We start from the raw sequence: 26731 nt of genomic DNA on the forward strand, positions 1-26731 counted from the left end.
TTCGTGATTGCGCAGACAATCTGCCGGACATGAATCCGGGCCGGACAGCGTCGCCTCCACGATTGCCGCGACGACTGTTTTTAGACATTAAAAATACCTTTCACATCATGCGGCTGCACGATTACGCGGAATGTTCATCCTCGTCTCCCGCCAATCCTGGTTTGATGAAGCGCGCGAAACGCATGCCGATTCGAGCGCGAGGCGGCAACGATGCAGCCATTTGGCGCGTATTCCGGCGATGACGGCAAGGTTTTCCCGTTCGCTGCGCCGCGATGCGCCGATGCGATGCGCGCCGACCGGCCTCACCCGGACCGCCTCTTGCCGATGAACGACCTCCTTCCCTACTACGAACGCGAAATCGCGCTGCTGCGGCACTCGGTGCGCGAATTCGCGATCCGCCATCCGAAGATCGCGACGCGCTTCGGCATCGCCGACGGCCAGACCGACGACATGCACGTCGAGCGCATGCTCCAGTCGTTCGCGCTCCTCGGCGCGCAGATCGGCGAGGCGCTCGACGACGAGTATCCGGAGTTCACCGAAGCGCTCGTCGAAACCGTGTGCCCCGACTATCTGCGCCCGTTTCCCGCGTGCTCGATCGCGCAGTTCGACGCGGCTTCGCTGTTCAGCCAGTTGACGGAGGGCGTGACGATCGAGCGCGGCACCACGCTCGAGAGCCGCATCGGCGCGAACCGGTTCCGCACCGCCTACGACGTGGCGCTCGCGCCCGTGTCGATCGTCGACGCGCGCTTTCGTCCGGCGTCGGCCGCGCCGTCCGCCGCGCAGATGCCGCCGTCGTCGGCAGGCATCGTGTCGATCACGTTCGATGCGCTGACCGCGCAGCCGGTGCTCACGGCGCTGCGCGCGCGCAGCCTGCGCGTGCACCTGCACGGCGACGCGCCGCTCGTCGCCGCGCTCGCCGACACGCTCGCGATGCGCACGCCGGCCGCGTTCATCGAGCTCGACGGCGACGGGCGCTGGAAGCCGCTATCGAAGGTGCCGCTCGCGCCCGTCGGATTCGCCGACGAGGACGCGCTGCTCGATCCCGGGCGCAGCGCGTCGCCGTTCCGGCTGCTGATGGAATATTTCGCATTCCCGGCGAAATTCGATTTCGTCGACATCGACGTCGCGCGCATCGCACGCGCGGCGGGGCCGTGCCGGCGCCTGTCGCTGCACTTGCCCGTCGTCGACATCGCGCCGGATTCGCAGCACGCGCGCGCGCTCGACACGCTCGCCGCGTCGAACCTGCGCCTGTTCTGCACGCCGATCGTCAATCTGTTCAGCCAGGACGCGATGCCGATTTCGCTGCGCGACGCCGCGACCGCGTACCCCGTCACGCCGCAGGCGCTGAAATCGAACGGCATCGAGGTGCGCTCGATCGACGCGGTGCGCATCGCGCGCGAAGGCGAGCAAGGCGCGAGCGTCGACGTGACGCCGTACCGCTCGCTGCTGCACGGGCAGCGCGGCCGCAAGGAGCCCGTCCATTGGGTCGCGGCGCGCGACCGCTTCGTGCACGGCGCGCAGCCGGCGGCGCCCGCGGCGCTTGCGCTCGTCGACGCCGACGGCGCGCCCGTCAGGCCGCGCGCCGATCAGTTGAACGTCGAGCTGACCTGCACGAACGGCGACTATCCGCAGACGCTGCCGATCGGCGACGCCGAAGGCGATCTGCTCAACGAGAAGGACAATCTGCCGGGCCGGATCGCGCTCCTGCGCCGGCCGACGCCGGCCCGCCGGTTTGCGCGCGACCACGGCGCGCTGTGGCGCATGATCGCGGCGATGACGCCGCACGCGCTGCTGCTGCAACCGTCGGGGCTCGGCGCGCTGAAAGCGCTGCTCGTCCAGTACGCGACGCGCTCGTCGAGCGCGGTGCCGCAAATCGACGCGATCGCGAATCTCGATCACAAGGCCGCCGTGCGCTGGATGGCCGTGAAACCGATGCCGACGTTCGTGCGCGGCATCGAAATCGCGCTGACGCTGAACGAGGCCGCCTTCGTCACGAGCAGCCTGAAGGCGTTCGTCGACGTGATGGACAGCTTCTTCGCGCTGCATGCGCCGCCGAACGGTTTCATCCAGCTCGTCGTGTATTCGCGCGACACGGGCCGCGAGCTGCATCGATGCGAGCCGCGCAGCGCGATCGCGCAGCTCGTGTAGCGGCGCGTCGTCGCCCGCGCGGCCCGGTCAAGCCGTCACGGCCGTCACACGCGCGCAAACGGCGCCACATCGCGTCCGTTCGCCCGGATCGCGCGCGACGCCCCATTTCCGGGCGCAGCGGCCCTTCAAGCCGCAAGCCGCGCGAAAGCGGAAACGTTGCCAGCGACTGTGGTTTTTCAGAGTCAACCCGTACAGTGACTTGCGCGATTCGGTACTAAACTTATCGAAATGGCCGCGGCACGTGCCGCGGCCCGCCGGGAGACGCCGCCATGAATCGGCCGCTGATTCGGATTGCGCTTCGCCCGACCGGAACGCTGTCGTTCTGGAAGGGATTCAAATGGTCAGTGATCGTGATCGTCGCGATCGCGCTTGCGATCGTCGCACGCCTGGTCCAGATCGAAATCGAAACCTCCCGGCTGCAGGCGCGCTTCTTGTCTGAACTGACGCGCGACGTCGGCTACAGCGTCGATGAAGGCGCGAGCAACCGCATCCGCTTCCCCGACAACGGCCCGTACGACCTGCGCCTCGGCTACGCGCTGCTGCCGTCGTTCCAGGCGCGGCTGCTGTCGCGCGGCTTCGTCGTCGCGGCGCAGGCGCGCGCGTCCGACCGGATGCTGTCGCTCGCCGACGAGCGCCTGTTCCTGCCATACGACGAAAAGGATCAGGCCGGCCTGTCGATCGTCGACTCGACGGGCTCGCCGCTCTTCGACGTCACCTATCCGCACCGCGTGTACGGCGACTTCGAGACGATCCCGCCGCTCGTCGTGCAGTCGCTTCTCTTCATCGAGGATCGCTACCTGCTCGACCCGAGCCAGCCGAACCGCAATCCGGCGATCGACTGGGGGCGCTTCAGCCGCGCGCTCGCCGACCAGGGGCTGCGCTTCGTGGACCGCCATCAGGCGACGCCCGGCGGCAGCACGCTCGCGACGCAGCTCGAGAAATTCCGCCACTCGCCCGACGGCCGCACCGCGACGCCGCCCGAGAAGCTCCGGCAGATCGCGTCGGCTTCGGTGCGCGCGTATCTGAACGGCCCGCAGACGATGGGCGCGCGCCAGGCGATCGTCGTTCACTACCTGAACTCGGTGCCGCTCGCCGCGCGCGCGCACGTGGGCGAAGTCACGGGCATCGGCGACGGCCTCGCCGCGTGGTACGGGCGCGACTTCCACGAAGTGAACCGCCTGCTCGCCGCGCCGGCGACGCCCGAGAACCTCGCCGCGCAAGGCACCGCGTTCCGGCAGGTGCTCTCGCTGATGATCGCGCAGCGCGCGCCGTCGTACTTCCTGAATCGCGGCTACCCGACGCTGCAGCGCCTCACCGACAGCTACCTGCGCCTGCTCGCGACGGGCGGCGTCATCACGCCGGCGCTGCGCGACGCGGCGCTTGCCGCGCACATCGAGCGCAGCGCGGCGCCCGCCGACGCCGACGCGCGCTCGTTCGTCGCGCGCAAGGCGGTGACGTCCGCGCGCTCGCACCTGCTCGGCGCGCTCGGCATCGACAACGTCTATCAGCTCGACCGGCTCGACCTGCGCGCGACCGACACGCTGAACAACAAGGTGCAGCAGGCGGTCGCGGCGGGCCTCGCGCGCGCTGCGACGCGCGACGGCGCACGCGAAGCGGGCCTCTACGGCTTCGAGATGCTGCGCTCGGGCGACGATCCGTCGAAGATCCAGTACAGCTTCACGCTGTACGAACGCCGCAACGGCGCGAACCTGCTGCGTGTGCAGACCGACAGCGTCGACCAGCCGTTCGACATCAACCAGGGCGCGCGCCTGAATCTCGGTTCGACTGCGAAGCTGCGCACGATCGTCACGTATCTGCAGATCATCTCCGAGCTGCACACGCGCTACGCGAACCTGAGCGCGGCCGAGCTCGCGAAGGTGAAGCCCGATCCGACCGACGCGCTCACGCGCTGGGCGCTCGACTATCTCGCGCACACGCAGGACCGCTCGCTGCAGGCGATGCTCGCCGCGTCCGTCGAGCGCAAGTACTCGGCGAGCCCGGGCGAGACGTTCTACACGGGCGGCGGCGCGCAGAGCTTCACGAACTTCGACAAGTCGGACAACGGCAGAATCCTGACCGTGCACGTCGCGTTCCAGGCCTCGGTGAACCTCGTGTTCGTGCGGCTGATGCGCGACATCGTCCATTACGAGATGATCCGCACGAGCGGGCCGTCGTCGTCGTGGCTCGACGATCCCGCGCAGCGGCAGCGCTATCTGATGCGCTTCGTCGATTCCGAGAGCCGCGTATACGTGAAGCGCTTCTACGCGAAGTACGCGGGCAAGCCCGACGACGACGCGCTCTCCGCGATGCTCGAGAACGTGCGCAAATCGCCGCCGCGCGTCGCGACGGTGCTGCGCAGCGTCGCGCCCGAAGCGCCGCGCGCGTGGTTCGACGCGAAGATGCGCGGGACGCTGCACGGCACGCCGGCCGCCACGAAGCTGTCGGACGACGCGCTCGACAAGCTCTACACGAAGTACGCGATCGACCGCTTCAACCTGAACGACCGCGGCTACATCGCGGGCATCCACCCGCTCGCGCTGTGGACGCTCGCGTATCTGCGCAAGCATCCGGACGCGTCGCTCGACGACGTGCAGAAGGCGAGCCGCGACGCGCGGATCGCCTCGTATTCGTGGCTCTTCAAGACGCGCTATCACGCGACGCAGGACCGCCGCATCAAGCGGATGGTCGAGCTGCGCGCATACGACGCGATCGGCGATTCGTGGCGCGCGCTCGGCTATCCGTTCGATCACCTGACGCCGTCGTACGCGGCCGCGATCGGCGCGTCGGGCGATCAGCCGGCCGCGCTCGCGAAGCTCGTCGGCCTGATCGCGAACAACGGCGCGAAGGTGCCGAACGAGCGGATCTCGTCACTCGAGTTCGCGCACGGCACGCCGTACGAGACGCGCTTCGTCCGCGCGGCCGCGCAGCCGCAGCCGCTGCTGTCGCCGGAGATCGCGAATCAGGTGCACATGCTGCTCGGCGACGTCGTGCAGAAAGGCACGGGGCGCCGCCTCGCGCAGGGCCTCACGTTCCCGGACGGCGAGACGCTGCCCGTGTACGGCAAGACGGGCACGGGCGACCAGCGCTTCAACGTCTACGCGCGCGGCGCGCGCCTCATCGAATCGCGCAAGGTCAATCGCAGCGCGACGTTCGCGTTCTCGCTCGGCGACCGGTTCTTCGGCGTGCTGACCGCCTACACGCACGAGCCGTATGCGGCGCGCTACGACTTCACGAGCGCAATGGCGGTGCAACTGCTGAAATCGCTCGCGCCGGCGCTGCAGCCGCTGATGGCCGCGCCCGCGCAGCCGAGCGCGAACGCCGCCCCTAACGGCTCGCCCGCGCAGGCGGCCGCCCACGGCTGAGCGGCGCAAGACGGCCCCACGCCGCGCCGCGCCGCCTTCCGCTGTCTTCAATCGTCAGGACCGGCTTCGGCGGGCGGCGCGTCCTTTCCGCCCGGCTGCGCCCGTTCGCGCGCGCGGCCGAGCAGCGCGCGCACCTCGTCGTCGCTCGTCTGATCGAAGTTCAGATAGAACTGGCCGATGCCCATCAGCCAGTCCGGCCGCATCACGCAGACGATCGCGTCCGCCGCCGCCCTCACCTTCTGCGCGCTGCCCGGCGACGCGACGGGCACCGCCGCGACGAGCTTCGCCGGCTTCCGCGCGCGCACCGCCTCGAGCGCGGCGAGCATCGTCGAGCCTGTCGCGATGCCGTCGTCGACGACGATCACGGTCCGCCCTTCGAGCGCGGGCGGCGCGCGATCGCCGCGATACGCGGCTTCGCGCCGGGCGAGTTCGTCGCGCTCGCGCTCGATCGTGTCGGCGAGCTCGCGCTCGGTCACGCGCATCGCGCGCAGCACCGACTGCTCGAGCAGCACGACGCCGCCCGTCGCGATCGCGCCCATCGCGAGCTCCGGATTGCCGGGCGCGCCGAGTTTCCTCACGATCAGCACGTCGAGCGGCACGCGCAGCGCCTTCGCGACTTCGAACGCGACCGGCACGCCGCCGCGCGGCAGCGCGAGCACGACGACGTCGTCGCGGTTCGCATAATCGGCGAGATGCGCGGCGAGCTGTCTGCCGGCATCGACGCGATCGCGAAAATAATCGTTCATCACGCCTCCTTCGCCGCGGCGCGGACGACGATCTCGCCATCCCGCGGCTCGTTCGATTGCATGCCGACGCGTGCCGATGCATGCCGGCACATGCCTGCGCATGCGACGATCTACGTCGATGCGCGGCGATTCGCGCAGCCCGTGCGCGCCGCGCTACGTGAGCGACGCGTCGCTCGCCGCCTGTGCGTCGAGCCGTTGCGCGAGCGCCGACAACGCGTCGGTCACGGCGACCGGATACTCGGCCGCGCGCGTGAGATCGCGCAGCGCCGCAGGCAGCGCGTCGAGCTGCGCACTCGCATGCGCGCGAACGTCGGCGAGGCTCGGCGGCGGCGCGACGCGCTCGCCGTCGATCATCACCGGCTCCAGCAGCGCGACGCCCGCATGCGCCTCGTCGTGCAGCGCGAGGCAATCGCCGTCGAGCACGCCGTCGTCGCGATAGCGGCGGAACACCTGCTTGCGTCCGGGCCACGTCGCCTTGCCCTCCGAGCGCTTGCGGCGCGGCACACCCGCGTATTCGGTCAGCTTGTACGCGCAATCCGCATACGGCGCGTCCGCCGACGTGTTCATCCGCGTGCCCACGCCGAAGCCGTCGATCGGCGCGCCCTTCCCGATCAGCTCGGCGAGCCGGTACTCGTCGAGATTGCCGCTCGCGAAGATCGTCACCCGGACGAGCCCCGCGCGATCGAGCAGCGCGCGCACGCGCATCGCGTGCTGCGCGAGATCGCCGCTGTCGAGCCGCACGCCCTTCACTTCGACGCCGTCGCGCGCGAGCTTCCCCGCGACGGCGATCACCTTGCGCACGGCCGCTTCGGTGTCGTACGTGTCGACGAGCAGCATCGCGTTGCGCGGAAACGAACGCGCGAAATGCTCGAACGCGAGCGATTCGTCGTCGTGCGCCTGCACATACGAATGCGCCATCGTGCCGTACGTCGGAATCCCGTAGCGCAAGCCGGCGAGCAGCGTCGCCGTGCCCGCGAAGCCGGCGACGTAGCTCGCGCGCGCCGACAGCAGCGCGGCCTCCGCGCCGTGCGCGCGGCGCAGCCCGAAATCGACGAGCGTCTTGCCCGGCGCCGCGAGCACCGCGCGCGCGGCCTTGCTCGCGACGATCGACTCGTAATGCAGCAGGTTCATCACGCGACTCTCGATCAGTTGCGCCTCGCGCATCGGCGCGGTGATCTGCAGGATCGGCTCGTCGGCGAAGAACACCGTACCCTCGCGCATCGCGCGCACCGAGCCCGTGAAGCGCAGCGATTCGAGCGACGCGAGAAAGCCGCCGCTGAAGAGCCCCGTGCTCGCGAGCGCTTCGATCTCGTGCGCATCGAGCGTGAGGTCCACCAGATAATCGAGCGCCTGCTCGAGCCCCGCCGCCATCAGGAAATTTCGATGCGCGGGCAGCTTGCGCACGAAGAGCTCGAACGTCGCCGTGTCGTTCATCCCGCAGTCGAAGTACGACTGCAGCATCGTGAATTCGTACAGGTCGGTCAGCAGCGCGCTGTCGCACGCGGGCTTCGTCATCTTCGGGCCCCTGCGGCCGGCCGCCGGCCGTCGCCGAGATGCACGACGAACCACTCGGCCGCGACGCGCGCGACTTCGTCGAGCGTGCCCGGCTCCTCGAACAGATGCGTCGCGCCCGGCACGACGACGAGCTTCGATTCGCCGATCAGCCAGCCGGCCGCGACGCGGTTCAGCCGGAGCACTTCGTCGTCGCGCTCGCCGACGATGAGAAGCGTCGGCACGCGCACGCGCGGCAGCGCGTCGCCCGCGAGATCGGGGCGGCCGCCGCGCGAGACGACCGCGCGCACGACGCGACCGCGCGCGTTCGCCGCGATCAGCGCGGCCGCCGCGCCCGTGCTCGCGCCGAACAGGCCGACGGGCAGCTTGCCGACGTCCGGCCGCTCGCGCAGCCAGTCGAGCGCGCTCACGAGCCGGCGCGCGAGAAACGCGATCGCGAACCGGTACTCGGCCGTCACCGCGTCGCGCCGCTGCTCCTCGATCGTCAGCAGATCGAACAGGAGCGTCGCGAGCCCCGCGCGCTGCAGCACCGCCGCGACTTCCTGGTTGCGCGGGCTGAGCCGGCTGCTGCCGCTGCCGTGCGCGAACACGACGATGCCCGACGCATGCTCGGGCATCGCGAGCATGCCGTTCAGCTCGACTTTTCCGATGGGTATCCGTACTTCCTGAATCTGCATTGCATTCTCCACGTCCGCCTCGCCGTCACGGCGCGGACACCGGCGCCTCGCGCGGATGCCACGCACCGGGCGGCGCGAGCGGTTCGAGCGGGTTCGTTTCGTCGAGATGGAACAGCGCGTCGAACTGTCCCGTGATCGACGACATGAAATAGTGACTGTCGCGCTCCGTCTCCGGCAGATAGATCACGCCGATCGCGCGCTCGAGCAGCGCTTCGCGAAGCGGCTGCGCGACGATCTCGCGCAGCGGCAGGAAAAAGCGGTCGAGCCGCGTCGCATGAAACAGATGTTCGTAGCTGTCGGGCAGCGCCGGGCGCATCCATTTCCGCTCGACGTCGCCGTCCCAGCGCGATGCGGCCGATACGTGCCCCGTGTACGCGGTGAAGCCGAGCGACAGCGCGCGTTCGCCGAGCGCTTCGCGCACGAGCTGGCCGAGCGTCCATTCGCCGCGCAGATGCATCTCGGTCGCGCGCGCGTCGCTGACGTGCGAGTTGTGCGCCCAGACGACCGCGCGCCCGGCGCAGCCGCAACGCGCGCGATGGCGGCGTAGCGCGAACAGCGTGTCGCGCATGTGCGCATCGCGCAGATTCCACGTGTTCGCGCGCGATCCGAACATCGCGCGGTAATAGGTCTCCGCGTTGACCACGACTTGCGCGTTGTGCTCCGCGAAGAACTGCGCGTCGAGCGCGTCGATGCCGTCCTGCGCGAGATACGCCGCTTCGCGCTCGCGCAATTGCCGCAGTTGCGCGAGCACGTCGGCCGTCGCGGCAGGCCGCGCGCCGGAGGCGACCGCGTAGCCGTATGCGCCCGGCTCGCGCACGTGGTCGAGCGCCGCGTAGCGCTGCCGCGCGAGCTCGGCCTGACCGGGATCGACATCGTCGAGATAGCGGATCACCGCGTCGGCGCAGCGGTACAGGCTATACAGATCGAGCCCGTAGACGCCCGCGCGCGATTGCCGCGGCAGCGTCGCGTTGCGATCGCGCAGCCAGCCGACGAATTCGCGCATCGGGCGATTGCGCCACATCCATGCGGGAAAACGCGTAAAGTCCGCGAGCGCCGCGTCGGCATCGGCCATCGCGGCGTCGCCCTGCACATAGCGATTCACGCGCCACGCGTCGGGCCAGTCGCCCTCGATCGCAATGGTGTCGAAACCGCATTCGTCGACGAGGCGCGCGGTGATCCGCGCGCGCATCCGGTAGAACTCGTCGGTGCCGTGCGTCGATTCGCCGAGCAGCACCACGTCGGCATCGTCCGCCATGTCGATCAACGCATCGAAATCGGCCGCGTCGCCGCGCAACGGGCGCGCGAGATCCCGCACGGCGAGAAAGGGCGTTTTCGCAGGATGCATGAATCGTCTCCGGACGACCGCCGCCCCGTCGCGCGCGTTCGCGGCGGGCCGTCGCGCGACGCCGCGCAGGGCGCGCTGATCGATCATTGTCGACCGCGGTTTCGCCGAAACCTTGCGTTGAGTCAACGATTGCGGCCGCGATCGCACCGCCGCTCCTGGACGACGCGTCTCTTTCAATTTACGCGCTCCGCGCAGAAGTTGCAGTGCGAATAACCCGATCCGCACACATGCGCCCGCGTCATTTCCGAAGCGCGGCGCGGCGGCCCCGATACGTTTGACGCACATCAAGCCCGCGCGCCGGGCTTTCGCCGACGATGGAGCGCGGCCATTCGAACCGAGGTGGACATGGCGCATCATGCCGACCTGCTCGCCGGCGGACGCCGGCATCTGCGCACGCTCGGGTGGCGCGACGCGGTCGCGCTGCTGCTCGTGCTCGCGCTCATCGTGCTGCTCGGCTCCGGCGTGCGCCAGATGTCGCTGCCGCTCGACATCGCGCGCCCCGAGGCGATCTCGCTGTCGCCGCTCGCGTTGCCGGGTTACGTGCTGCGCACCGTGCTGCGGATGCTCGCCGCGCTCGGCGCGTCGATCGCGTTCACGTTCGCGTATGCGCCCCTTGCCGCGAAGAGCCGCACGGCGGAGACCGTGCTGATCCCGCTCCTCGACGTGCTGCAGTCGGTGCCGATTCTCGGCTACCTGTCGTTTACCGTCGTGTTCTTTCTGTCGATCGCGCCCGGCACCACACTCGGCGCGGAACTCGCTGCGATCTTCGCGATCTTCACGAGCCAGGCGTGGAACATGGCGTTCAGCTTCTACCAGTCGCTGCGCACGGTGCCGCACGATCTCGACGAGGCGAGCCGCAGCTTGCGGCACACCGGCTGGCAGCGCTTCTGGCGGCTCGAGGTGCCGTTCGCGATGCCGGGCCTCGTCTGGAACGCGATGATGTCGATGTCGGGCGGCTGGTTCTTCGTCGTCGCGTCGGAAGCGATCTCGGTGGGCGGTCTGCACATCGCGCTGCCGGGCGTCGGCGCCTATGTCGCGCGCGCGATCGCGGAGCGCGACCTCGCCGCTGTCGGCTGGGCGATCGCGGCGATGACGATCGCGATCACGCTCTACGATCAATTGTTGTTCCGGCCGATGGTCGCGTGGGCGCACAAGTTCCGCTGCGATCAGACCGTAAGCGGCCCCGCGCCGCGCAGTTGGCTGCTCGATCTGCTCCATCGCGCAAGCCTGCCGCAGCGCGTCGGCGCGCCGCTCGGCGCGACGCTGCATCGCGCGGCGCGCGCCCGTCTGTCGCTCGGCGCGCTGCGGCTGTCGACGCGCGAACGCGCGCTGTCGCGGCGCATCGCGCGCATCGTGTGGTTGTCGCTCTGCGCGGCGCTCGCCGTCTATGCCGGCGTCGCGCTCCTGCGGATCGCGGCGCCCGCGCTGTCGTGGTTCGACGTCGTCGACGTCGCGCGCAACGGCGCGCTGACGCTCGCGCGCGTGCTCGTGCTGATCGGCGTCGCGACCGTCGTGTGGGTGCCAGTCGGCGTGCTGATCGGACTGCGGCCGCGCGCGACCGCGCTCGTGCAGCCCGTCGCGCAGTTCCTCGCGGCATTTCCCGCGAATCTGCTGTTTCCGCTCGCGGTGTTCGCGATCGTGCGCTTCGGGCTCGCGCCCGCGATCTGGCTCAGTCCTCTGATGATTCTCGGCACGCAGTGGTACATCCTGTTCAACGTGATCGCCGGCGCGACCGCGTTCCCCGACGATCTGAAAGAAGCCGCGGCGAGCCTGCGCGTGCGCACGCCGACGTGGTGGCGCGAGGTGATGCTGCCCGGCATCCTGCCGTACTACGTGACGGGCGCGATCACCGCATCGGGCGGCGCATGGAACGCGAGCATCGTGTCTGAACTCGTCGTCTGGGGACACACGACGATCGACGCAGCCGGCCTCGGCGCGTACATCGCGCGAACGACCGCGGCGGGCGACTATCCGCGGATCGCGCTCGGCGTCGCGGCGATGTCGCTGCTCGTGATCGCGATGAATCGTCTGATCTGGCGGCCGCTCTATGCGTTCGCGGAACGCCGCTCCCGCCTCGACTAGGTGAGCCCATGCCCGAGCCGACACTCCCCGCCTACGCCCCGCCGCCCGCTTCGGCGGACGATGCGCAGCACGACGCCCGTGCGCCCGTGATCGCGCTGCGCGGCGTCAGCATGTCGTTCGCGAAGCCGTCGGGCGAGCCGCTGCCCGTGCTCGCCGGCATCGATCTGACCGTCCGCGAAGGCGAGATTCTCGGGCTGCTCGGCCGCTCCGGCTCCGGCAAGTCGACGCTGCTGCGCATCGCGGCCGGGCTCGTGAAGCCGACGAGCGGGCGCGTCGAATATCGCGGCGCGCCGCTCGACGGTCCCGCCGCCGGCATCGGGGTCGTGTTCCAGACCTTCGCGCTCTATCCGTGGCTCACCGTCGAGGAGAACGTCGAGCTCGGGCTCGACGCCATCCGCGTGCCGCCGTCGGATGCACGCGCACGCGTGATGTCGGCAATCGAGCTGATCGGGCTCGACGGGTTCGAATCCGCGTATCCGCGCGAGCTGTCGGGCGGCATGCGCCAGCGTGTCGGCTTCGCGCGCGCGCTCGTCGGCGATCCGGCGCTGCTGTTGATGGACGAACCGTTCTCGGCACTCGACGTGCTGACGGCCGACACACTGCGCACCGATTTCCTCGATCTCTGGCACGCGCGCCAGTTGCCGATCGACGCGGTGCTGATGGTCACGCACAACATCGAGGAAGCGGTGCTGATGTGCGACCGGATTCTCGTGCTCGGCGCGCATCCGGGCCGCATCCTCGCCGAGGTGCCGATTCCGCTCGGCTATCCGCGCAATCGGCTCGATCCGGAACTGCAGCACATCGTCGACGACATCTACGCGGCGCTCACGTCGCGCATCGCCGATGCGGTCGCCGCCCGAAACGGCAAGCCGGGCGTTCCCGCGCAGCGGTTGCCGAACGTGTCGAGCCATCGGCTCGACAGCTTCGTCGACGCATTCGTTGCGCATGCGCGCGACGGCTGCGCGGAATTGCCGCGGCTCGCATCCGCGCTCGCGATGCCGGTCGGCGATCTGCTGCCGCTCGCCATCGCGCTGCACGTGCTCGAGTTCGCGGAGCTGCGCGACGGCGCGCTGCGGCTCACAGCCGCAGGCCGCGTCTACGCGCAGGGCGACGCGAGCGAGCGCAAGCGGCTGTTTCGCGAGCATCTCGAGCACTTCGTTGCGCTCGCCGCGCACATTCGTCAGGTGCTCGACGAGCGCGCCGGCCATCAGGCGCCGCGCGAGCGCTTCGAGCTCGAACTGCTCGACCGGTTGAATCCGCTCGACGCGGCGAATACGCTGCGCGTCGCGATCGATTGGGGACGCTTCGCGGGCCTCTACGACTATGACGACGACGCGCGCGTGTTCCGACGCGACGGGGACGACGCGCGCGGCTAGCGCCTGCTCGCGCTCATGACGCGCTTGCGCCGTCGCTTCGCAGTCCGAGCGTTTTTCGGCCCGATTGAGTTCGATCAAAAGGCGGCGCGGCGTTGCTCGTACAGTGGTCGCAGTGCCTCGTCGCGCGAGTTGCGCCGAGCGGGCCGACGTTCACCATGCCGCCATGCGCGCGGCTCGCACGCATCCGAACGCGGCATCGATGCGCGCACCGGCGCCGCGCGATTCTTCTGGAGATCGATCATGGTTGCAGGTGTCGTGCTGTGGGTCGCCCTCGCGGTGATCTTTCCGACCGTCGTCGTGCCCGCCGCGCAACATGCGGTCGAACACACCATCAGGAAGCAGGACAGGAGCGCGTCAGCGCCGGGCGCATCCGCCGGCGGCGGTGCGCCGGCACAGCCCGCTTCTCCCGACGGCGGCGATTCGATCGGGCATTGACGAATATCGGCTGCGAACGGGTAGCGCCGGCGACGCGAACGCCGCGCGGCCGCACGCAATGCGCGGCAACGCAACGGCGGCCGGCTCGCCGGGCGCGCCGCCCCTCGCAGGCCGCGCGCGCCGCGCCGTTCAGGCCCGCTTGCTGCAAGCGCTAGCGCCCGCCGCATCGAGATGCGCGAGCAACGCCCGCGCCTGCTCGACGACGTCGCTCGCGGTCGGCCGGAACGGGAAGCGCTCGGCCTGCGGCAGGCGAACGAAGTGCGCGCCGCTGCTGCGCGCATAGGCGGGATCATAGTGAACGTCGACGAGCTCCTCGAACAGCTCGCTGCGCAGCCCTGCGTCGAGCATCTCGTGCCACTTGCGGATCCGCGCACGCCCGTGCAGCGGCACGAGCTTCTCGAGCTGGATCTTGAAGAACGCGGTCTGGTCGAACAGATGCCCGTAGTCCTGCAACAACAGCGCGACGCGCTCGTCGCGTTCGGTCTCGATGTTCACGCAATCCGCCGCGTGCATGCCGGTCAGCAGCGCGAGCGGCAGCATGATCGCGCCGATGCGCCGGCTCTCCGCTTCTATGAACACGGGCCGCTCGCGGTCGAAGCCGCGCAGCGCGCCGACGAGCGCCGTGTCGAATGCCTTCTGCGACGGCTGTTCGCTGCTCGGCAGCGCGCCCAGCAGCGAGCCGCGATGCGCGGCGAGCGCCTCGAGATCGAGCGTCTGCGCGCCCGCCTGCGCGAGCGCGTGCAGCAGCCGGGTCTTGCCGCTTCCCGTGTGCCCCGTCAGGACGACGTAACGAAACCCGGCGGGCAATTGGCCGAGCGCGTCGACGACCGAACGGCGGTACGACTTGTAGCCGCCGTCGAGCTGCCGCGCGCGCCAGCCGATCATGTTGAACCAGACCGTCATCGATCCGGAGCGCTTGCCGCCGCGCCAGCAATAGATAAGCGGCCGCCAGTTGCGCGGACGGTCGGCGAACGTCGTGTCGAGATGCGCGGCGATGTTGCGCGCGACCATCGCCGCGCCGACGCGCGTCGCCTCGAACGGCGACACCTGCTTGTACATCGTGCCGACGATCACGCGCTCTTCGTTGCTGAGAACCGGCGCGTTCAGCGCGCCCGGAATATGGTCCTCCGCGTATTCGAGCGGCGTGCGCACGTCGACGATCTCGTCGAAATCGTCGATCTGGTCGAGGGAAACGGGCTGGAGATTCAACGTATCGGGTGCGGCGGGGCCGTATCATCGCTGACGGTGGAAGCGCGATTATCTCACGCGCGGCGCGGCGTCCCGCGCGCCCGCCGGCTGACCGCCCGCCGGCGCCGGCGCGCCCAGGCGCGCGACGAGAAAATCGATCAGCGCGCGGGCGCGAGCCGACTCGCGGTCGCTCGCTGGGAGCGCGCACTCGACATCGAGCGAGCGCGCGCGGTGCTGGGCGGGCAAGACGCGGCGGACAGCGAGCCTGCGCCGCAAGCGCGCGACGCGGGCGCCGAGCAAGCGCCCGTCGCGCCATGCGCCGTTGCGGGCCTGCGCGCGCCGCGAACGCACATCGCGCATACAAACCGTGTCTTCCTGCCAGGAGCGCGCGCCGCGGCAGAACCGGCGGCGGCACGCGCTGGCCGATTCACCCCAATCCACGCCGAGTCGATGCGGTCGCCCCGCCGTTCCTCCACCCGCTTCTTTCCCCGCGCGATCGATGCTTCGATTCGCTTGACGCATGCACGCGGCCACCTATCATCCAATGGCTTTCGGTCAGCCGGCCACGATCTTTTCAAAAACAATGACGCGCTTCGAACAACAAGCACGCAGTCAAAGAGGGAAACGTATTTCGATTCACGGAAAAGTTTCACTCCTTCATTGCGCAATCAACCAACTTTCGAGAAGCCCATGAAAAAGATCCTCGGAGATCCCGCTTCGCGTGTTCGTCGCCGCGCGTTTCTCGGCGACGTCGCGCGTCTCGCCGGCGCAGGCATCGTCGCCGGGTGGACGCCGATCCGGCCGATTGCCGCACACGCGCAACCCGCGGGCGCGACGCCGCCGAATTTTCCTTCCGGCATCCCGCTCTACAAGCAGGCGTTTCGCAACTGGAGCGGCGAGATCGCGGTCGCGGACCTGTGGACCGCCGCGCCCACGATGCCCGCCGACGTCGTCGCGATCGTCAACTGGGCGGCCGACAACGGCTATCGCGCACGGCCGCTCGGCCACATGCACAACTGGTCGCCGCTCACGGTTGCCGCCAACGATGCGCACGAGCGCACGATTCTCGTCGACACCACGAAGCATCTGAGCGCGGTGTCCGTCGACGCGTCGGCGACGCCCGCGCGCGTCATCGCGCAAGCGGGCGTTTCGCTGGACACGCTGCTCGCGACGCTCGAGCAGCACGGGCTCGGGATGGCGGCGGTGCCCGCGCCCGGCGACATCACGCTCGGCGGCGCGCTCGCGATCGGCGCGCACGGCACGGCGCTGCCGGCAGCGGACGAAACGCGCCCGCCCGGGCATACGTACGGCTCGCTCAGCAATGCGGTGCTCGCGCTGACCGCGGTCGTCCACGATGCATCGTCGGGCCGCTACGCGCTTCGCACGTTCGATCGCGCCGATCCGGACATCGGCCCGTTCCTCGCGCACGTCGGCCGCGCGTTCATCGTCGACGCGACGTTGCAGGTCGGCGCGAATCAACGGCTGCAATGCGAGAGCTTCGTCGATATCCCCGTCACCGAGCTGTTCGCGCCGCCGGGCAAGCGAGGCCGAACCGTCGAATCGTTCGTGCGGCGCTCGGGCCGCATCGAGGCGATCTGGTTTCCGTTCACCGATTATCCTTGGCTGAAGGTCTGGACCGTCCGGCCGAATCCGCCGTCCGGCGCGCGCGTCGTCGATCAGCCGTACAACTATCCGTTTTCCGATTCGACATCGCAGGAATTGTCCGATCTGGTGAGCCGCATCGTATTGAACGGCGAAGTCCAGTTGGCGCCGCTCTTCGGCAAGACGCAGTACACGATCACGTATCTCGGCCTGACGAATCTCTTCGGGCCGCTGACGAATCTGTGGGGATGGTCGCGCTCGGTGCTGCACTACGTGCGGCCGACGACGCTGCGCGTGACCGCGAACGGCTATGCGGTGCTCACGCGCCGCGAGAACGTGCAGCGCGTGATCAACGAGTTCGTCGGCGCGTATCGGCAGCGGATCGCCGACTATCGCGCGGCAGGCCGCTACCCGGTAAACGGCCCCGTCGAGATCCGCGTGACGGGCGTCGATGCGCCCGACGACGTCGGCCCGGGCGCGGTGCCGCCATCGCTGTCCGCGATCCGGCCGCGGCCCGACCATCCCGACTGGAACGCAGCGATCTGGTTCGACATCCTGACGATACCGGGCACGCCCGACGCGAACCGCTTCTATCGCGAGAACGAGCAGTGGATGCTGTCAAACTACAGCGGCGACTACGCGACCGTGCGGCCGGAATGGTCGAAGGGCTGGGGCTACGCGGACACCGCCGCGTGGAGCGACGGCACGATGCTCGGCACGACGATTCCGGATCTGTTCCGGCAGGGGCTGTCGCTCGCCGACAACTGGGACGCGGCGCTGCGCACGCTAGAGCGCTACGATCCGCGGCGCGTGTTCTCGTCGCCGTTGCTCGACCGGTTGATGGGCTGACGCGCCCCGACGCGCCGTCGGCGCGGGACTCGACATGAAGGCCGCGAAAGCGGCGAGCGGCCCCGTGCTGCAATCGTCGTTCATCAAGCTGCTGCTCGTGCCGCTGCTGACGCTCTGGATCGGCGTGAGCCTCGGCATCAAGGGCCCCGCGCTCACGATCATCGTGCTGTTCAACTCGCTGCCGTGCACGCCGTCCGCCTACATCATGGCGAAGCTGCTCGGCAAAGACCATCGTCGCGCGGCTGACCGCAGGCCGCCGCGCGTCCGGCCGCTTCGCTTAGCGCAGACAATATGGAATCCGATCATTTTCTTTCGCCTCCGCGTCGAACCGCAAACGATTGCGCACGCGTTGACCCACATCAAGCAAGCATCATGGATTCCACCCACTCAGCTCTCGCGAAATCGTCCGTAAACCCGATCATGTCGCCGGACTGCGCATTCGCCGCATTCGCGACACACGACGTTCCGGATCTTTTGGAGAAAGCCTTCCATGCGCGCCAATCTTCCAGTGACCCAGCGGGAATACGATTTTCCCGACGATGCGACGCTGATGTCGACGACCGACCCCCAGAGCTACGTCACATACGCGAACGCCGCGTTCGTCCAGGTGAGCGGTTTCGAGCGCGACGACATCCTCGGCGAGCCGCACAACATCGTTCGGCATCCTGACATGCCGGCCGAAGCGTTCGCCGACATGTGGACGACGCTGAAGGCCGGCCGCTCGTGGACCGCGATCATCAAGAACCGCCGCAAGAACGGCGACCACTACTGGGTGCGCGCGAACGCGACGCCCGTGATCCGCAACGCGCAGCTCGTCGGCTACATGTCGGTGCGCACGAAACCGTCGCGCGACGAAATCGAGCGCGCGGAAGCGCTCTATCGCGACTTTCGCGAGCATCGCACGCGCGGCCGGAAGTTTCATCAGGGCCTCGTCGTGCGCACCGGGCTCCTCGGATGGATGTCGCTGCCGCAGACACTCAGCGCGCGCTGGCGCGTTCGCGCCGCGCTGCTCGCGCTCCTCGCCGGCTCCGTATCGACGGCGTTCCTCTTCGGGTTGCACGGCGCGATGCTCGACGGCTTCGCCGCCGCCGAAACGGCGCTGTTGCTGCTCGCGGAGTTCTGGCTCGCCGCGCAGATCACGGCGCCGCTGCAACGCGTTCTGAAGCAATCGCTCGCGGTCGCCGCAGGCCAGGCGGGCGACAACGTCCATTTGAACCGCGTCGACGAGATCGGCATGATCATGCGCGCGGTCAATCAGGCCGGGCTCAATCTGCGCTCGCTCGTCGACGACGTAAGCGATCAGTTGTCCGGCCTGCAGAGCGCGAGCGGCAAGATCACCGCGGGCAACGATGATCTGAGCAGCCGCAGCGAGCAGGCGGCCGCGAGTCTCGAGGAAACCGCCGCGTCGATGGAACAGATGACCGCGACGGTGCGCAACAACGCGGATACCGCGACGCGGGCGAGTCAGCTCGCCGGCTCGACGAGCGACGCAGCCGAAAAAGGCGATGCGGTGGTCGGCAGGGTGGTGACGACGATGGGCGAGATCAGTGCGTCGAGCCGCAAGATCAGCGAGATCATCGGCGTGATCGACAGCATCGCGTTCCAGACGAACATCCTTGCGCTGAACGCGGCCGTCGAGGCGGCCCGGGCGGGCGAGCAAGGGCGCGGCTTCGCGGTCGTCGCGGCCGAAGTGCGCACGCTCGCGCAGCGCAGCGCGAACGCGGCGAAGGAAATCGCGGCGCTGATTCACGACAGCGTGCAGAAAACCGCGGCGGGCAGCGCACTCGTCGATCAGGCGGGCGAAGCAATGAACGATATCCGTTCGCAGGTCGCGCGGGGCGCGGGCCTGATCGGCGAGATCAGCTCGGCGACGCGCGAGCAGTCCGACGGGATCGCCCAGGTCAACGTCGCCGTCACGCAGTTGGACAAGATGACGCAGCAGAACGCCGCGCTCGTGCAGGAATCGGCGGCGACCGCAGATGAGCTGAAGCGTCGCACGCAGCGGCTCGTCGATGCGGTGGCCGTGTTTCGCATGAACGGGCGCGCGCATTCGCGCAGAGATGATGCGCGTGCGCCGCAAGCCGGCGCCGAGCACGCGATGCGCCACCGCGCGAGCGTCGCGCGGACCCGGCCCGCGATGCGCGCGACGCCTGCCCCGTCGCTCACGCCGGCGAGCGCGTCGCCGGCGGACGCCCCCGCACGAGCGACGACGAACGCGGAGACGGATTGGCAGACGTTCTGACCGGCGTGCGCCGTGCATTGCGGCGTCGATACGAAAACAGGCGGCGCTCACGCGCCGCCTGTTCGTTTGCGGTCCCGCGCGCCGGATGCACGGCGCGCGGCGAGCAGGCTCGTCGCCGCAGCGCGTGCCGCCGCGAGCGCGGCGGCACGCGGCGATCGATCGCCGTCACTTCGACGCGTCGCTCGCCAGGTGCTTGCGGCTCGCGAGTTCCTGAGCCTGCTGGTAATGCGCCTGGATCACCGGCAAGCCCTTGCGCGCGGCGTTCTTCAACTGCTCGTTGCGGCCCGACGCGATCTCGGCCTGGAACACCGACAGCGCCTTCCGGTTGCCTTCGAGCGCGACCTGCTCGATGTACACCTTGTCGAACGCGTCGCCGCGCAGGTTCTTGATGCTGTCGAGCACGGCCGGGTCCGGATCGTTGTGCGGCACGTCGACGCCGCGCGGGCTCGCGGCGCGCAACGCCTGCGACAGCTTCTCGTTGTCGCTCGCGACGCGTTCGGCGAATGCCTTCACGGCGCGATCGCTCGAGCGCGAATCCGCGATGCGCGCGGCGTCGCGCTGCGTCGACACGGCCTTCGTCGCATCGGCGACGAACGCCTGATCGGCTTCGTGCAGTCGCGTGCCGGCATCGGCGGCCGCCTCGGGACGCGGCTGCGTCGGCGCGGGCGACGGTGCGTTTTGTGCGGATGCGGCGGTCGCGAAGACGAACAGCGCGGCGGCACACACGCCGGCGAGAGAAAAAGCGGAACGGCGAGTCATACGTTCTCCTTAGGGTGAAATTCATCAACGGATCGACGATCGGGGCTGCGATGCTGCGGCCGGGCACGGCGCGGCGAGACATGCGGCGCCTTCGCCGCGCGCACCGGCTGCGGACTCGGATGCGGCGCAACCCGTCGAGTGCATTCTAGGAGGTGCGTCGCGACCGAGGTGCAACGATGGTGTCGATTGTGTAACGGGAGGTAAGACGAAAGGCTGCGCGAGCATGCGCGCACCATCTCGGTCGAAATTGTCCTGAAATCGACACGCGCGGAGCCGATGCGCGCGTCCGAAACAGTCGACCCGATTCTTTCGGCTCGCACGCTCCGTTCGCGCGCATCGCGGGGCGCCGCGGGCACACGCTCTAGGTAGATACGCTAACGCCCCGTTTTTTTAGCTCAAGCGCGCACGCGCGCACGCCGATATCGCAGCTAGCCGATGACAAAAATTGAAGCGGAGGCTTCGTGAACGGACCCGAGGAATCGACAACGCCGATCGCGCCGGACACGCCGCACCCGCGCGGGGCCGATCATGCGCGCAGCGCCGGTTCCGCGCCCGCGGGCGTGGACGGCGGCGCGCCCGCCGCGCCCGTGATCCTGATCGTCGACGACGAGCCGAGCATCCTGTCCGCGCTCAAGCGCCTGCTGCGCACCGCGCGCTACCAGGTCGTGACGGCCGGGAGCGGCGCCGCGGCGCTCGACGTGCTCGCCGCCGGCGAGGTCGACCTCATCGTCTCCGACATGCGGATGCCCGGCATGACGGGCGCCGAATTCCTCGCGCGCGCGCAGACGCTCCATCCGGACACGATGCGCATCCTGCTGACGGGCTATTCCGAGATCGACGCGGTCGTGAGCGCGATCAACGAAGGCGGCGTGTATCGCTACCTGAACAAGCCGTGGGACGATCACGACCTGCTGCTGACGGTCAAGCAGGCGCTCGAGCAAAGACGGCTGCGCCAGGAGGCCGCGCGCCTCTTCGCGCTCACGCAGAAGCAGAACGGGGAGCTCATCGCATTCAGCACGGAACTCGAAGCGCAGGTGCGCGCGCGCACCGAGGAGATCCGGCAGACCGTGATGTTCCTCGAAGATGCGCAGCGCGACCTGAAACGCAATTTCATGACGATGATCCAGGTCGGCGCGAACATGATCGAGCTGCGCTGCGGCGTGATGGGCGGCGAATCGCGGCGCATCGGCGAACTCGCGAAGCGGCTCGCGCTCGCGTTCGACATGAGCGAGCTGCAGGCGCAGGATCTGCATTTCGCCGGCCTCCTGCACGGCATCGGCAAGCTGTCGCTGCCGGACGAGCTGCTGCGCAGATCGATCGACCGGATGAGCGCGGAAGAGAGCCGGCTGTTCCATCAGCATCCGTTGCGCGCGCAGATGGTGCTCACGCCCGTCGCGCAACTCAATCACGTCGCGCACATCATTCGCCATCAGTACGAGCGCTTCAACGGACGCGGCACGCCGGACGGCCTCGCGGGCGACGACATTCCGCTCGGCTCGCGCATCCTCGCGATCGCGCGCGACTACGAGGGATTGCAGCGCGGCGGCGTGGTCAATCAGCGCCTGCAGCCCGAGCAGGCGGTCGCGCTCATCAAGTCGCAGGCCGGCCTGCGCTATGACCCGCAGATCGTCGATCGCTTCGCCGCGCTCGTGAAGGATCTGGCGACGCTCGGCTGCAACACGCCGTATGCGCGGATCACGGGCGGCCAGTTGCTCGAAGGCATGCGGCTCGCCGACGATCTGCGCACGAGCCGCGGCGTGCTGCTGATGACGAAGGGCAGCGTCGTGTCCGCGCACCAGGTCGCGCTCGTGCGGCGCTACGAGGCGCAGGAGAGCACGCCGTTCACGATCCTGATCCAGACGACGCCGCTCGCCGAAGCCGCGGCCGCCGCCGGGCGCGAACGCTGACGCGCGCGCCGCGCCCGCCGCCCGCCCGCACGCACGCACGCACCAGGAAAGACCAACGCCCATGCACGGAACCTTCGACCTCCCGCTCGTCGCGCTGTCGCTCGCGATCGCGACGCTCGCGTCGTACACGGCGCTCGACCTGAGCGCGCTCATCACGCTCCTCGATCAGTCCCGGATGCGGCGCGCATGGCTCGCGGGCGGCGCGGCCGCGATGGGCACGGGCATCTGGGCGATGCACTTCGTCGGGATGCTCGCGTTCTCGCTGCCGATCCCGCTCGGCTACGACTTCGGCCACACGTTCGCGTCGCTCGCGATCGCGGTGGTCGTGTCGTACTTCGCGCTCAGCGCCGTCACGCGCGCCGCGCTCACGCGCGAGCGGCTCGCGATGGGCGGCGTGCTGATGGGGATCGGCATCGCTGGCATGCACTACACCGGCATGAGCGCGTTGCGGATGCAGCCCGCGATCGCCTACGACTTCACGCTTTTCGTCGCGTCGATCGCGATCGCGATCGGCGCGTCGACGACTGCGCTATGGATCGCGCACCGCCTGAGCAGCGAGAACGAACCGCGCGTGTTCGCGAAGCGGATCGCCGCGGCGGGCGTGATGGGCATCGCGATCACCGGCATGCATTACACGGGGATGGCGGCCGCGCATTTTCCGGCGAACGCGGTGTGCGGCGCGGCGGGCGAGATCAGCGGCGCCTGGCTCGGCGCGACGATTGCGCTCTTCACCGCGACGATCCTGAGCGCGACGCTCGTCGTATCGCGCTTCGACGCGCGCACCGCGTTCCTGCGCGGGATGACCGACGCGCTCGAGGAACTCGTCACGAAGCGCACGAGCGAGCTCGAAGGCGCGCTGCGGCAGTACGAGCGCACGACGCACGTGCTGCAGCGAACGCGCAGGAAGATGGAGCAGGAGATCGACGAGCGCAAGGCCGCGCAGGCGCGTCTCGAGCACGAGAAGGACGAGCAGCGCCGCCTGATTCGGCGGCTCGAGGAAACGCACGTGCAGTTGCTGCAATCGGAAAAGCTCGCGTCGATCGGGCAGCTCGCGGCGGGCGTCGCGCACGAGATCAACAACCCGATCGGCTTCGTCAACGCGAATCTGAACACGCTGAAGAGCTGGGTCCGGGGCCTCCTCGACGTGATCGCCGCGCAGGAAGCGCTGACGGGCACGCTCGCGGCCGACGCGCGCGCGCCGCTCGCCGCGGTGGCGCGCGACGTCGATCTCGACTACGTGCGCGGCGACATCATCGCGCTCATCGACGAATCGATCGACGGCGCGATGCGCGTGCGGCGCATCGTCTGCGACCTGCGCGACTTCTCGCGGCCGAGCGGCGACGCGTGGGCATTCGCCGATCTGCATGCGAGCCTCGAAAGCACGCTGAACGTCGTCCACAACGAACTCAAGTACAAGGCGGACATCGTGCGCGAATACGGCAGCCTGCCGCTTGTCGAATGCAACGCCGCGCAGTTGAGCCAGGTGTTCATGAACCTGCTCGTCAACGCCGCGCAGTCGATCGGCACGCACGGCACGATCACGATTCGCACGACGCACGACGACCACACCGTGTCGATCTCGATCGCCGACACGGGCGCGGGCATTCCGGACGACGTGATCGGCAGGATCTTCGATCCGTTCTTCACGACGAAGCCGGTCGGCCAGGGCACGGGGCTCGGGCTGTCGATCTCGCACGGCATCGTCGAGCATCACGGCGGGCGCATCGACGTCGAGAGCCGCGTCGACCGCGGCTCGACGTTGACGGTCACGCTGCCGATCCGGCGCAAGCCCGGCCCGGCCGCGCAGGCAGCCGCGCGCGACGGGGCGTGCGGCGCGGCGCGCGCGGCCGAGCACGCCGCCGCGCCGGCGGCGCCGCTTACGCGCGGTGCGGCTTGCTGAGCACGATCGTCTCGAACAGCTCGTATTCGGCCGTCGGCTTCTGGTCTGCGCCCGGCGCGTGATAGTAGTTCACGGTGATCGTCGAGTGACCGCCGTGCTCGCCCGGCTCGTAATCGAACACCGCGATCCCGTAGCCCGTGCCCGTGTCGCGCCGCGCGGACCAGATCGCGTCCTCCACGGCGTCCGCGCCGTGCCGCACGAACGTGTTCGGCGCCGTGCCCGGCACCGGCCGGTTCGGCTTCGTGAACACGCGCGCCTGCGGCAGGCCGGTCGCCGGATTCTCGCCGTACACGTCGAGCGGCGCGCTCGTGCCGCCGCCGCCGAGGATCATGTGGATCGTGCCGTGCGACGTGTCGAACTTGCCGTCGGCCGGGTCCGTCGTGACGATGGGGCGCGGCTGCAGCGTGTCGACGACCTCGCCCGTCGCCGCGTCGACGCCCGCGCGATGATTGCACCCGCGCACCGGGAAGCTGCGCTCGTAGTCGTGATCGTGGCCGCACAGCACGAGGTCGACGCCGTAGCGGTCGAACAGCGGCAGCCACGCTTCGCGAATGCCCTTGTCCGAGCCGTTGCCCGTCTTCGACGAGCTGAGCGCGTCCTGATGCATCTGCACGACGATCCAGTCGACGTCGCGATCGTGCGACGCGCGGCGCAGCGTTTCCTCGAGCCAGCGCGTCTGCTCGCCGCGGCTGTAGCCGCGCACGTAGAGCGACGTGCCGGGGGCGATCGCCTCGTTGCCGGTGCTCGCCGCCGGCACGAGCGGGTTCGGGCCCGCGACGAACGCGGCCGCGTCCTGATAGACGACGTCGTCCGCGTCGAGCGACACGAACAGCACCGCGCCGACGCGGAAGCTGTACCAGCGGCCCGAAAAGCGCGTGCCGTTCTCCGGCAGCGTGTAGCGCGCGAGATACGAATCGAGGCCCTGCGCGCCGTTGTGGAACTCGATCTCGTGATTGCCGGGGCACGGCATCCACGGGCGGTTCGCGGCGGACGCCTGGTTGTTGTTGCCGAAGTCGCGCCACACGGCCGGCTGATGCGCGGGGTTCAGGTTCGCATAGCAGAGATCGCCGTTCAGCAGATGAAAGAGCGGCTGGAAGCGCTCGACCGCCTGCACCGCGAAGCGGCTCTGCGGCGACGACAGCACCCAGCCCGTGTTCGGCGTGGCCAGGTCGCCGTAGCTCGTCCAGCGAAACGGCGCGCGGCCGTGCGGCGCGGCCTCGAAGCGCGCGGCGAACGGCTGCGCCGCGTTGCTGTCGTTGTCGGCCGTGACCTCGTAGCGATAGACGGCGCCCGGCCTCAGGCCGCGCAGCCGCGCGTGATACGTGAACACGACTTCGCCGTTCAGGCCATCCGTGTACGTGCGCTGCACGCCGTGGACGGTTCGCCACGCCTCGTTCGGACCCGCGAAGCGCACGCGCGGGTTCGTCGCGGCCGCGAGCGACGCCCACGACACGACGATCTCGTGCGCGTCGGCGTCGCCCCAGGTCAGATGAATCTGCTCGGGGGTGCCGTCGGGCGCGGCGGCCGCCGCGCGCGTGGCCGCGAGTCCGCTCGCGGCGGTCGCGAGCCCGGATACGCCCGCGAACTTGAGAAAGCCGCGGCGCGAGACGGCGCAAGTATGGTCGGTCGGCGGTGCATCGGGGGCTGGCTTGTTCGGCATGGTTTCGTCCGATTGTCGGGGGTCTGCGGGAAAGGAACGACAGCGAACGGCGGTTGCCGCGCGCGTCAGCGCCGACACCTTATGACGGGATGCGTGACGCGACGATGTCAGCGCATCGCGCGAGCGCGGAGCGCGTCCGCGCGCGGCGAATGTGACGAATGTGACGAACGTGACGAACGCGCCCGCCGCGCAGACGGCCGCGCCGCAAGCCGCGCCGAAGACCGTCTACGAAGACCGTCTACGTCGCGCCGATGGATTGCCTGCAGGTGCGCACGGACCCGAACGAGCCGTGGCGGCTTTGGTACAGCGGCATCGAAGGCAACGATTACCGCCCCGGCTACGAATACCGGCTCGAAATCGCCGAATGCAGGGCGCCGAATCCGGCCGCCGACGGCTCGTCGATTCGCTGGGTGCCCAAGCGCATCGTCCGGCAGCAGCCGCGTTGAGCCGGACGATGCGAGACCGCGGGCGCGGCGCGCGTCGAAGCATGCCGCGCACGCCGCCCGATGCGCTCAGAGCGCGCGTCCGTCGAAATGCCGGACGCTCACCGCGTCGAGATCGATGCCGTCGACGCAGCGAAGGTTGACGGCCGCCATCGCGTTGCCCTTCGGGTCCGTGCCTTCCGCAAACGGATGAATCCCGCAGGTCGGGCAGAACCGATGGCGGATCACGTGCTTGTTGAACAGATAGGTCGCGGCGTCTTCATCAGGCGTCTTCAGGCGAAACGCGTCGCGCGGCACGAACCACAGCAGCGAGCCCTTGCGCATGCACATCGAGCAGTTGCACGCACACGCGCCGTCGATCTCCCCTTCCACCTCGAACCTGACCTTGCCGCAATGGCAACTGCCGGTGTAAAGCATGATCGCCTCCCTGGATCGGTTCCGACGCGGCGGCGCGGCGGCGCCGCGTCCGGACGACCGGCCGGTGGCGTACGGTAACGC

General features: G+C 69.3%; 20 protein-coding genes and 2 pseudogenes. 12 read left to right on the plus strand and 10 right to left on the minus strand.

The features are described 5' to 3' along the window. Positions 1-130: 130 nt before the first annotated feature. The 3 genes from WT16_RS33495 to WT16_RS05415 all read left to right on the plus strand — a co-directional run bounded on the left by WT16_RS33495 (position 131) and on the right by WT16_RS05415 (position 5510). Positions 131-328 carry a hypothetical protein gene (locus tag WT16_RS33495; RefSeq protein WP_156521404.1) on the plus strand — a complete coding sequence of 66 codons (198 nt, stop codon included), beginning with the start codon at positions 131-133 and terminating at the stop codon, positions 326-328. Further along, positions 325-2148: a type VI secretion system baseplate subunit TssF gene (tssF, locus tag WT16_RS05410; protein WP_063533064.1), complete on the plus strand. Its 1824-nt coding sequence runs from the start codon at positions 325-327 to the stop codon at positions 2146-2148. The genes WT16_RS33495 and tssF overlap by 4 nt, the downstream gene beginning before the upstream one ends. A 269-nt stretch (positions 2149-2417) precedes the next feature. Next, a complete protein-coding gene (locus tag WT16_RS05415) occupies positions 2418-5510 on the plus strand; it encodes a transglycosylase domain-containing protein (protein ID WP_063532853.1) in 3093 nt (1030 codons plus the stop codon). A 47-nt stretch (positions 5511-5557) separates the two neighbouring features. Here WT16_RS05415 and WT16_RS05420 read toward each other — a convergent pair whose 3' ends face one another. The 4 genes from WT16_RS05420 to WT16_RS05435 all read right to left on the minus strand — a co-directional run bounded on the left by WT16_RS05420 (position 5558) and on the right by WT16_RS05435 (position 9790). Then, positions 5558-6256 (minus strand): phosphoribosyltransferase, encoded by a 699-nt coding sequence (locus tag WT16_RS05420; protein WP_009911333.1) that lies wholly within the window; start codon positions 6254-6256, stop codon positions 5558-5560. Positions 6257-6409: 153 nt separating this feature from the next. Then, positions 6410-7771 carry a nicotinate phosphoribosyltransferase gene (locus WT16_RS05425; RefSeq protein ID WP_063532854.1) on the minus strand — a complete coding sequence of 454 codons (1362 nt, stop codon included), beginning with the start codon at positions 7769-7771 and terminating at the stop codon, positions 6410-6412. Further along, complete coding sequence (locus WT16_RS05430; protein ID WP_015601239.1) at positions 7768-8445, minus strand: alpha/beta family hydrolase; 678 nt, start codon at positions 8443-8445, stop codon at positions 7768-7770. The genes WT16_RS05425 and WT16_RS05430 overlap by 4 nt, the downstream gene beginning before the upstream one ends. A gap of 25 nt (positions 8446-8470) precedes the next feature. Further along, entirely contained in the window at positions 8471-9790 is a 1320-nt protein-coding gene (locus WT16_RS05435; protein ID WP_063533065.1) for an erythromycin esterase family protein, read from the minus strand. Between the two features lie 345 nt (positions 9791-10135). Here WT16_RS05435 and WT16_RS05440 point away from each other — a divergent pair, with 345 nt between their 5' ends. Both WT16_RS05440 and WT16_RS05445 read left to right on the plus strand, forming a co-directional pair. Then, on the plus strand, positions 10136-11872 hold the full coding sequence (locus WT16_RS05440; protein ID WP_009911324.1) for an ABC transporter permease subunit: 1737 nt from the start codon (positions 10136-10138) through the stop codon (positions 11870-11872). A 110-nt stretch (positions 11873-11982) separates the two neighbouring features. Beyond that, the gene (locus WT16_RS05445; protein ID WP_045554915.1) at positions 11983-13248 is read left to right on the plus strand and encodes a nitrate/sulfonate/bicarbonate ABC transporter ATP-binding protein; all 1266 of its coding nucleotides are present in this window, start codon (positions 11983-11985) and stop codon (positions 13246-13248) included. A 74-nt stretch (positions 13249-13322) separates the two neighbouring features. Here the strand turns inward: WT16_RS05445 and WT16_RS33500 are convergent, their stop codons facing one another. After that, positions 13323-13490, minus strand: a complete 168-nt coding sequence (locus WT16_RS33500) for a hypothetical protein (RefSeq protein WP_009911322.1) — start codon at positions 13488-13490, stop codon at positions 13323-13325. Here WT16_RS33500 and WT16_RS05450 point away from each other — a divergent pair. Further along, positions 13489-13683 carry a hypothetical protein gene (locus WT16_RS05450; RefSeq protein ID WP_015600233.1) on the plus strand — a complete coding sequence of 65 codons (195 nt, stop codon included), beginning with the start codon at positions 13489-13491 and terminating at the stop codon, positions 13681-13683. The two genes, WT16_RS33500 and WT16_RS05450, sit on opposite strands and share 2 nt — an antisense overlap. A 129-nt stretch (positions 13684-13812) precedes the next feature. Here WT16_RS05450 and mnmH read toward each other — a convergent pair whose 3' ends face one another. Together mnmH and WT16_RS33505 are read right to left on the minus strand one after the other, a co-directional pair. Next, positions 13813-14892 carry a tRNA 2-selenouridine(34) synthase MnmH gene (gene mnmH, locus WT16_RS05455; RefSeq protein WP_063532855.1) on the minus strand — a complete coding sequence of 360 codons (1080 nt, stop codon included), beginning with the start codon at positions 14890-14892 and terminating at the stop codon, positions 13813-13815. Between the two features lie 48 nt (positions 14893-14940). Next, positions 14941-15051 (minus strand): annotated as a pseudogene (locus WT16_RS33505) (LysR family transcriptional regulator); the annotation flags it as partial. Between the two features lie 510 nt (positions 15052-15561). Between WT16_RS33505 and WT16_RS05465 the strand changes: the two are divergent. The 3 genes from WT16_RS05465 (at position 15562) to WT16_RS05475 (ending at position 19564) form a co-directional block, all read left to right on the plus strand. After that, a complete protein-coding gene (locus WT16_RS05465; RefSeq protein ID WP_063532857.1) occupies positions 15562-17322 on the plus strand; it encodes a cholesterol oxidase substrate-binding domain-containing protein in 1761 nt (586 codons plus the stop codon). Positions 17323-17356: 34 nt separating this feature from the next. After that, entirely contained in the window at positions 17357-17734 is a 378-nt protein-coding gene (locus WT16_RS34780) for a hypothetical protein (protein ID WP_063532858.1), read from the plus strand. A 78-nt stretch (positions 17735-17812) separates the two neighbouring features. Next, complete coding sequence (locus WT16_RS05475) at positions 17813-19564, plus strand: PAS domain-containing methyl-accepting chemotaxis protein (RefSeq protein ID WP_063532859.1); 1752 nt, start codon at positions 17813-17815, stop codon at positions 19562-19564. A 165-nt stretch (positions 19565-19729) separates the two neighbouring features. On the opposite strand, the gene WT16_RS05480 is transcribed toward WT16_RS05475, so the two are convergent. Next, complete coding sequence (locus tag WT16_RS05480) at positions 19730-20323, minus strand: DUF4142 domain-containing protein (protein WP_009911317.1); 594 nt, start codon at positions 20321-20323, stop codon at positions 19730-19732. Positions 20324-20784: 461 nt separating this feature from the next. Here WT16_RS05480 and WT16_RS05485 point away from each other — a divergent pair, with 461 nt between their 5' ends. Both WT16_RS05485 and WT16_RS05490 read left to right on the plus strand, forming a co-directional pair. Further along, positions 20785-22230: an HD domain-containing phosphohydrolase gene (locus WT16_RS05485; RefSeq protein WP_063532860.1), complete on the plus strand. Its 1446-nt coding sequence runs from the start codon at positions 20785-20787 to the stop codon at positions 22228-22230. A gap of 61 nt (positions 22231-22291) precedes the next feature. Then, positions 22292-24130, plus strand: coding sequence for a histidine kinase (locus WT16_RS05490; RefSeq protein WP_063532861.1), 1839 nt, complete (start codon positions 22292-22294; stop codon positions 24128-24130). Here WT16_RS05490 and WT16_RS05495 read toward each other — a convergent pair. Further along, a complete protein-coding gene (locus WT16_RS05495) occupies positions 24108-25790 on the minus strand; it encodes a metallophosphoesterase family protein (protein WP_063532862.1) in 1683 nt (560 codons plus the stop codon). The genes WT16_RS05490 and WT16_RS05495 overlap by 23 nt on opposite strands. 175 nt (positions 25791-25965) lie before the next feature. On the opposite strand from WT16_RS05495, the pseudogene WT16_RS05500 reads away from it, so the two are divergent. After that, a pseudogene (locus tag WT16_RS05500) lies at positions 25966-26236 on the plus strand (DUF4377 domain-containing protein); the annotation flags it as partial. Between the two features lie 66 nt (positions 26237-26302). Here WT16_RS05500 and WT16_RS05505 read toward each other — a convergent pair. Continuing rightward, the gene (locus WT16_RS05505) at positions 26303-26650 is read right to left on the minus strand and encodes a GFA family protein (protein ID WP_015602258.1); all 348 of its coding nucleotides are present in this window, start codon (positions 26648-26650) and stop codon (positions 26303-26305) included. Positions 26651-26731: the final 81 nt, after the last annotated feature.

It is taken from the genome of Burkholderia sp. MSMB1589WGS, assembly GCF_001636105.1.
Classification (GTDB): Bacteria; Pseudomonadota; Gammaproteobacteria; order Burkholderiales; family Burkholderiaceae; genus Burkholderia; species Burkholderia humptydooensis.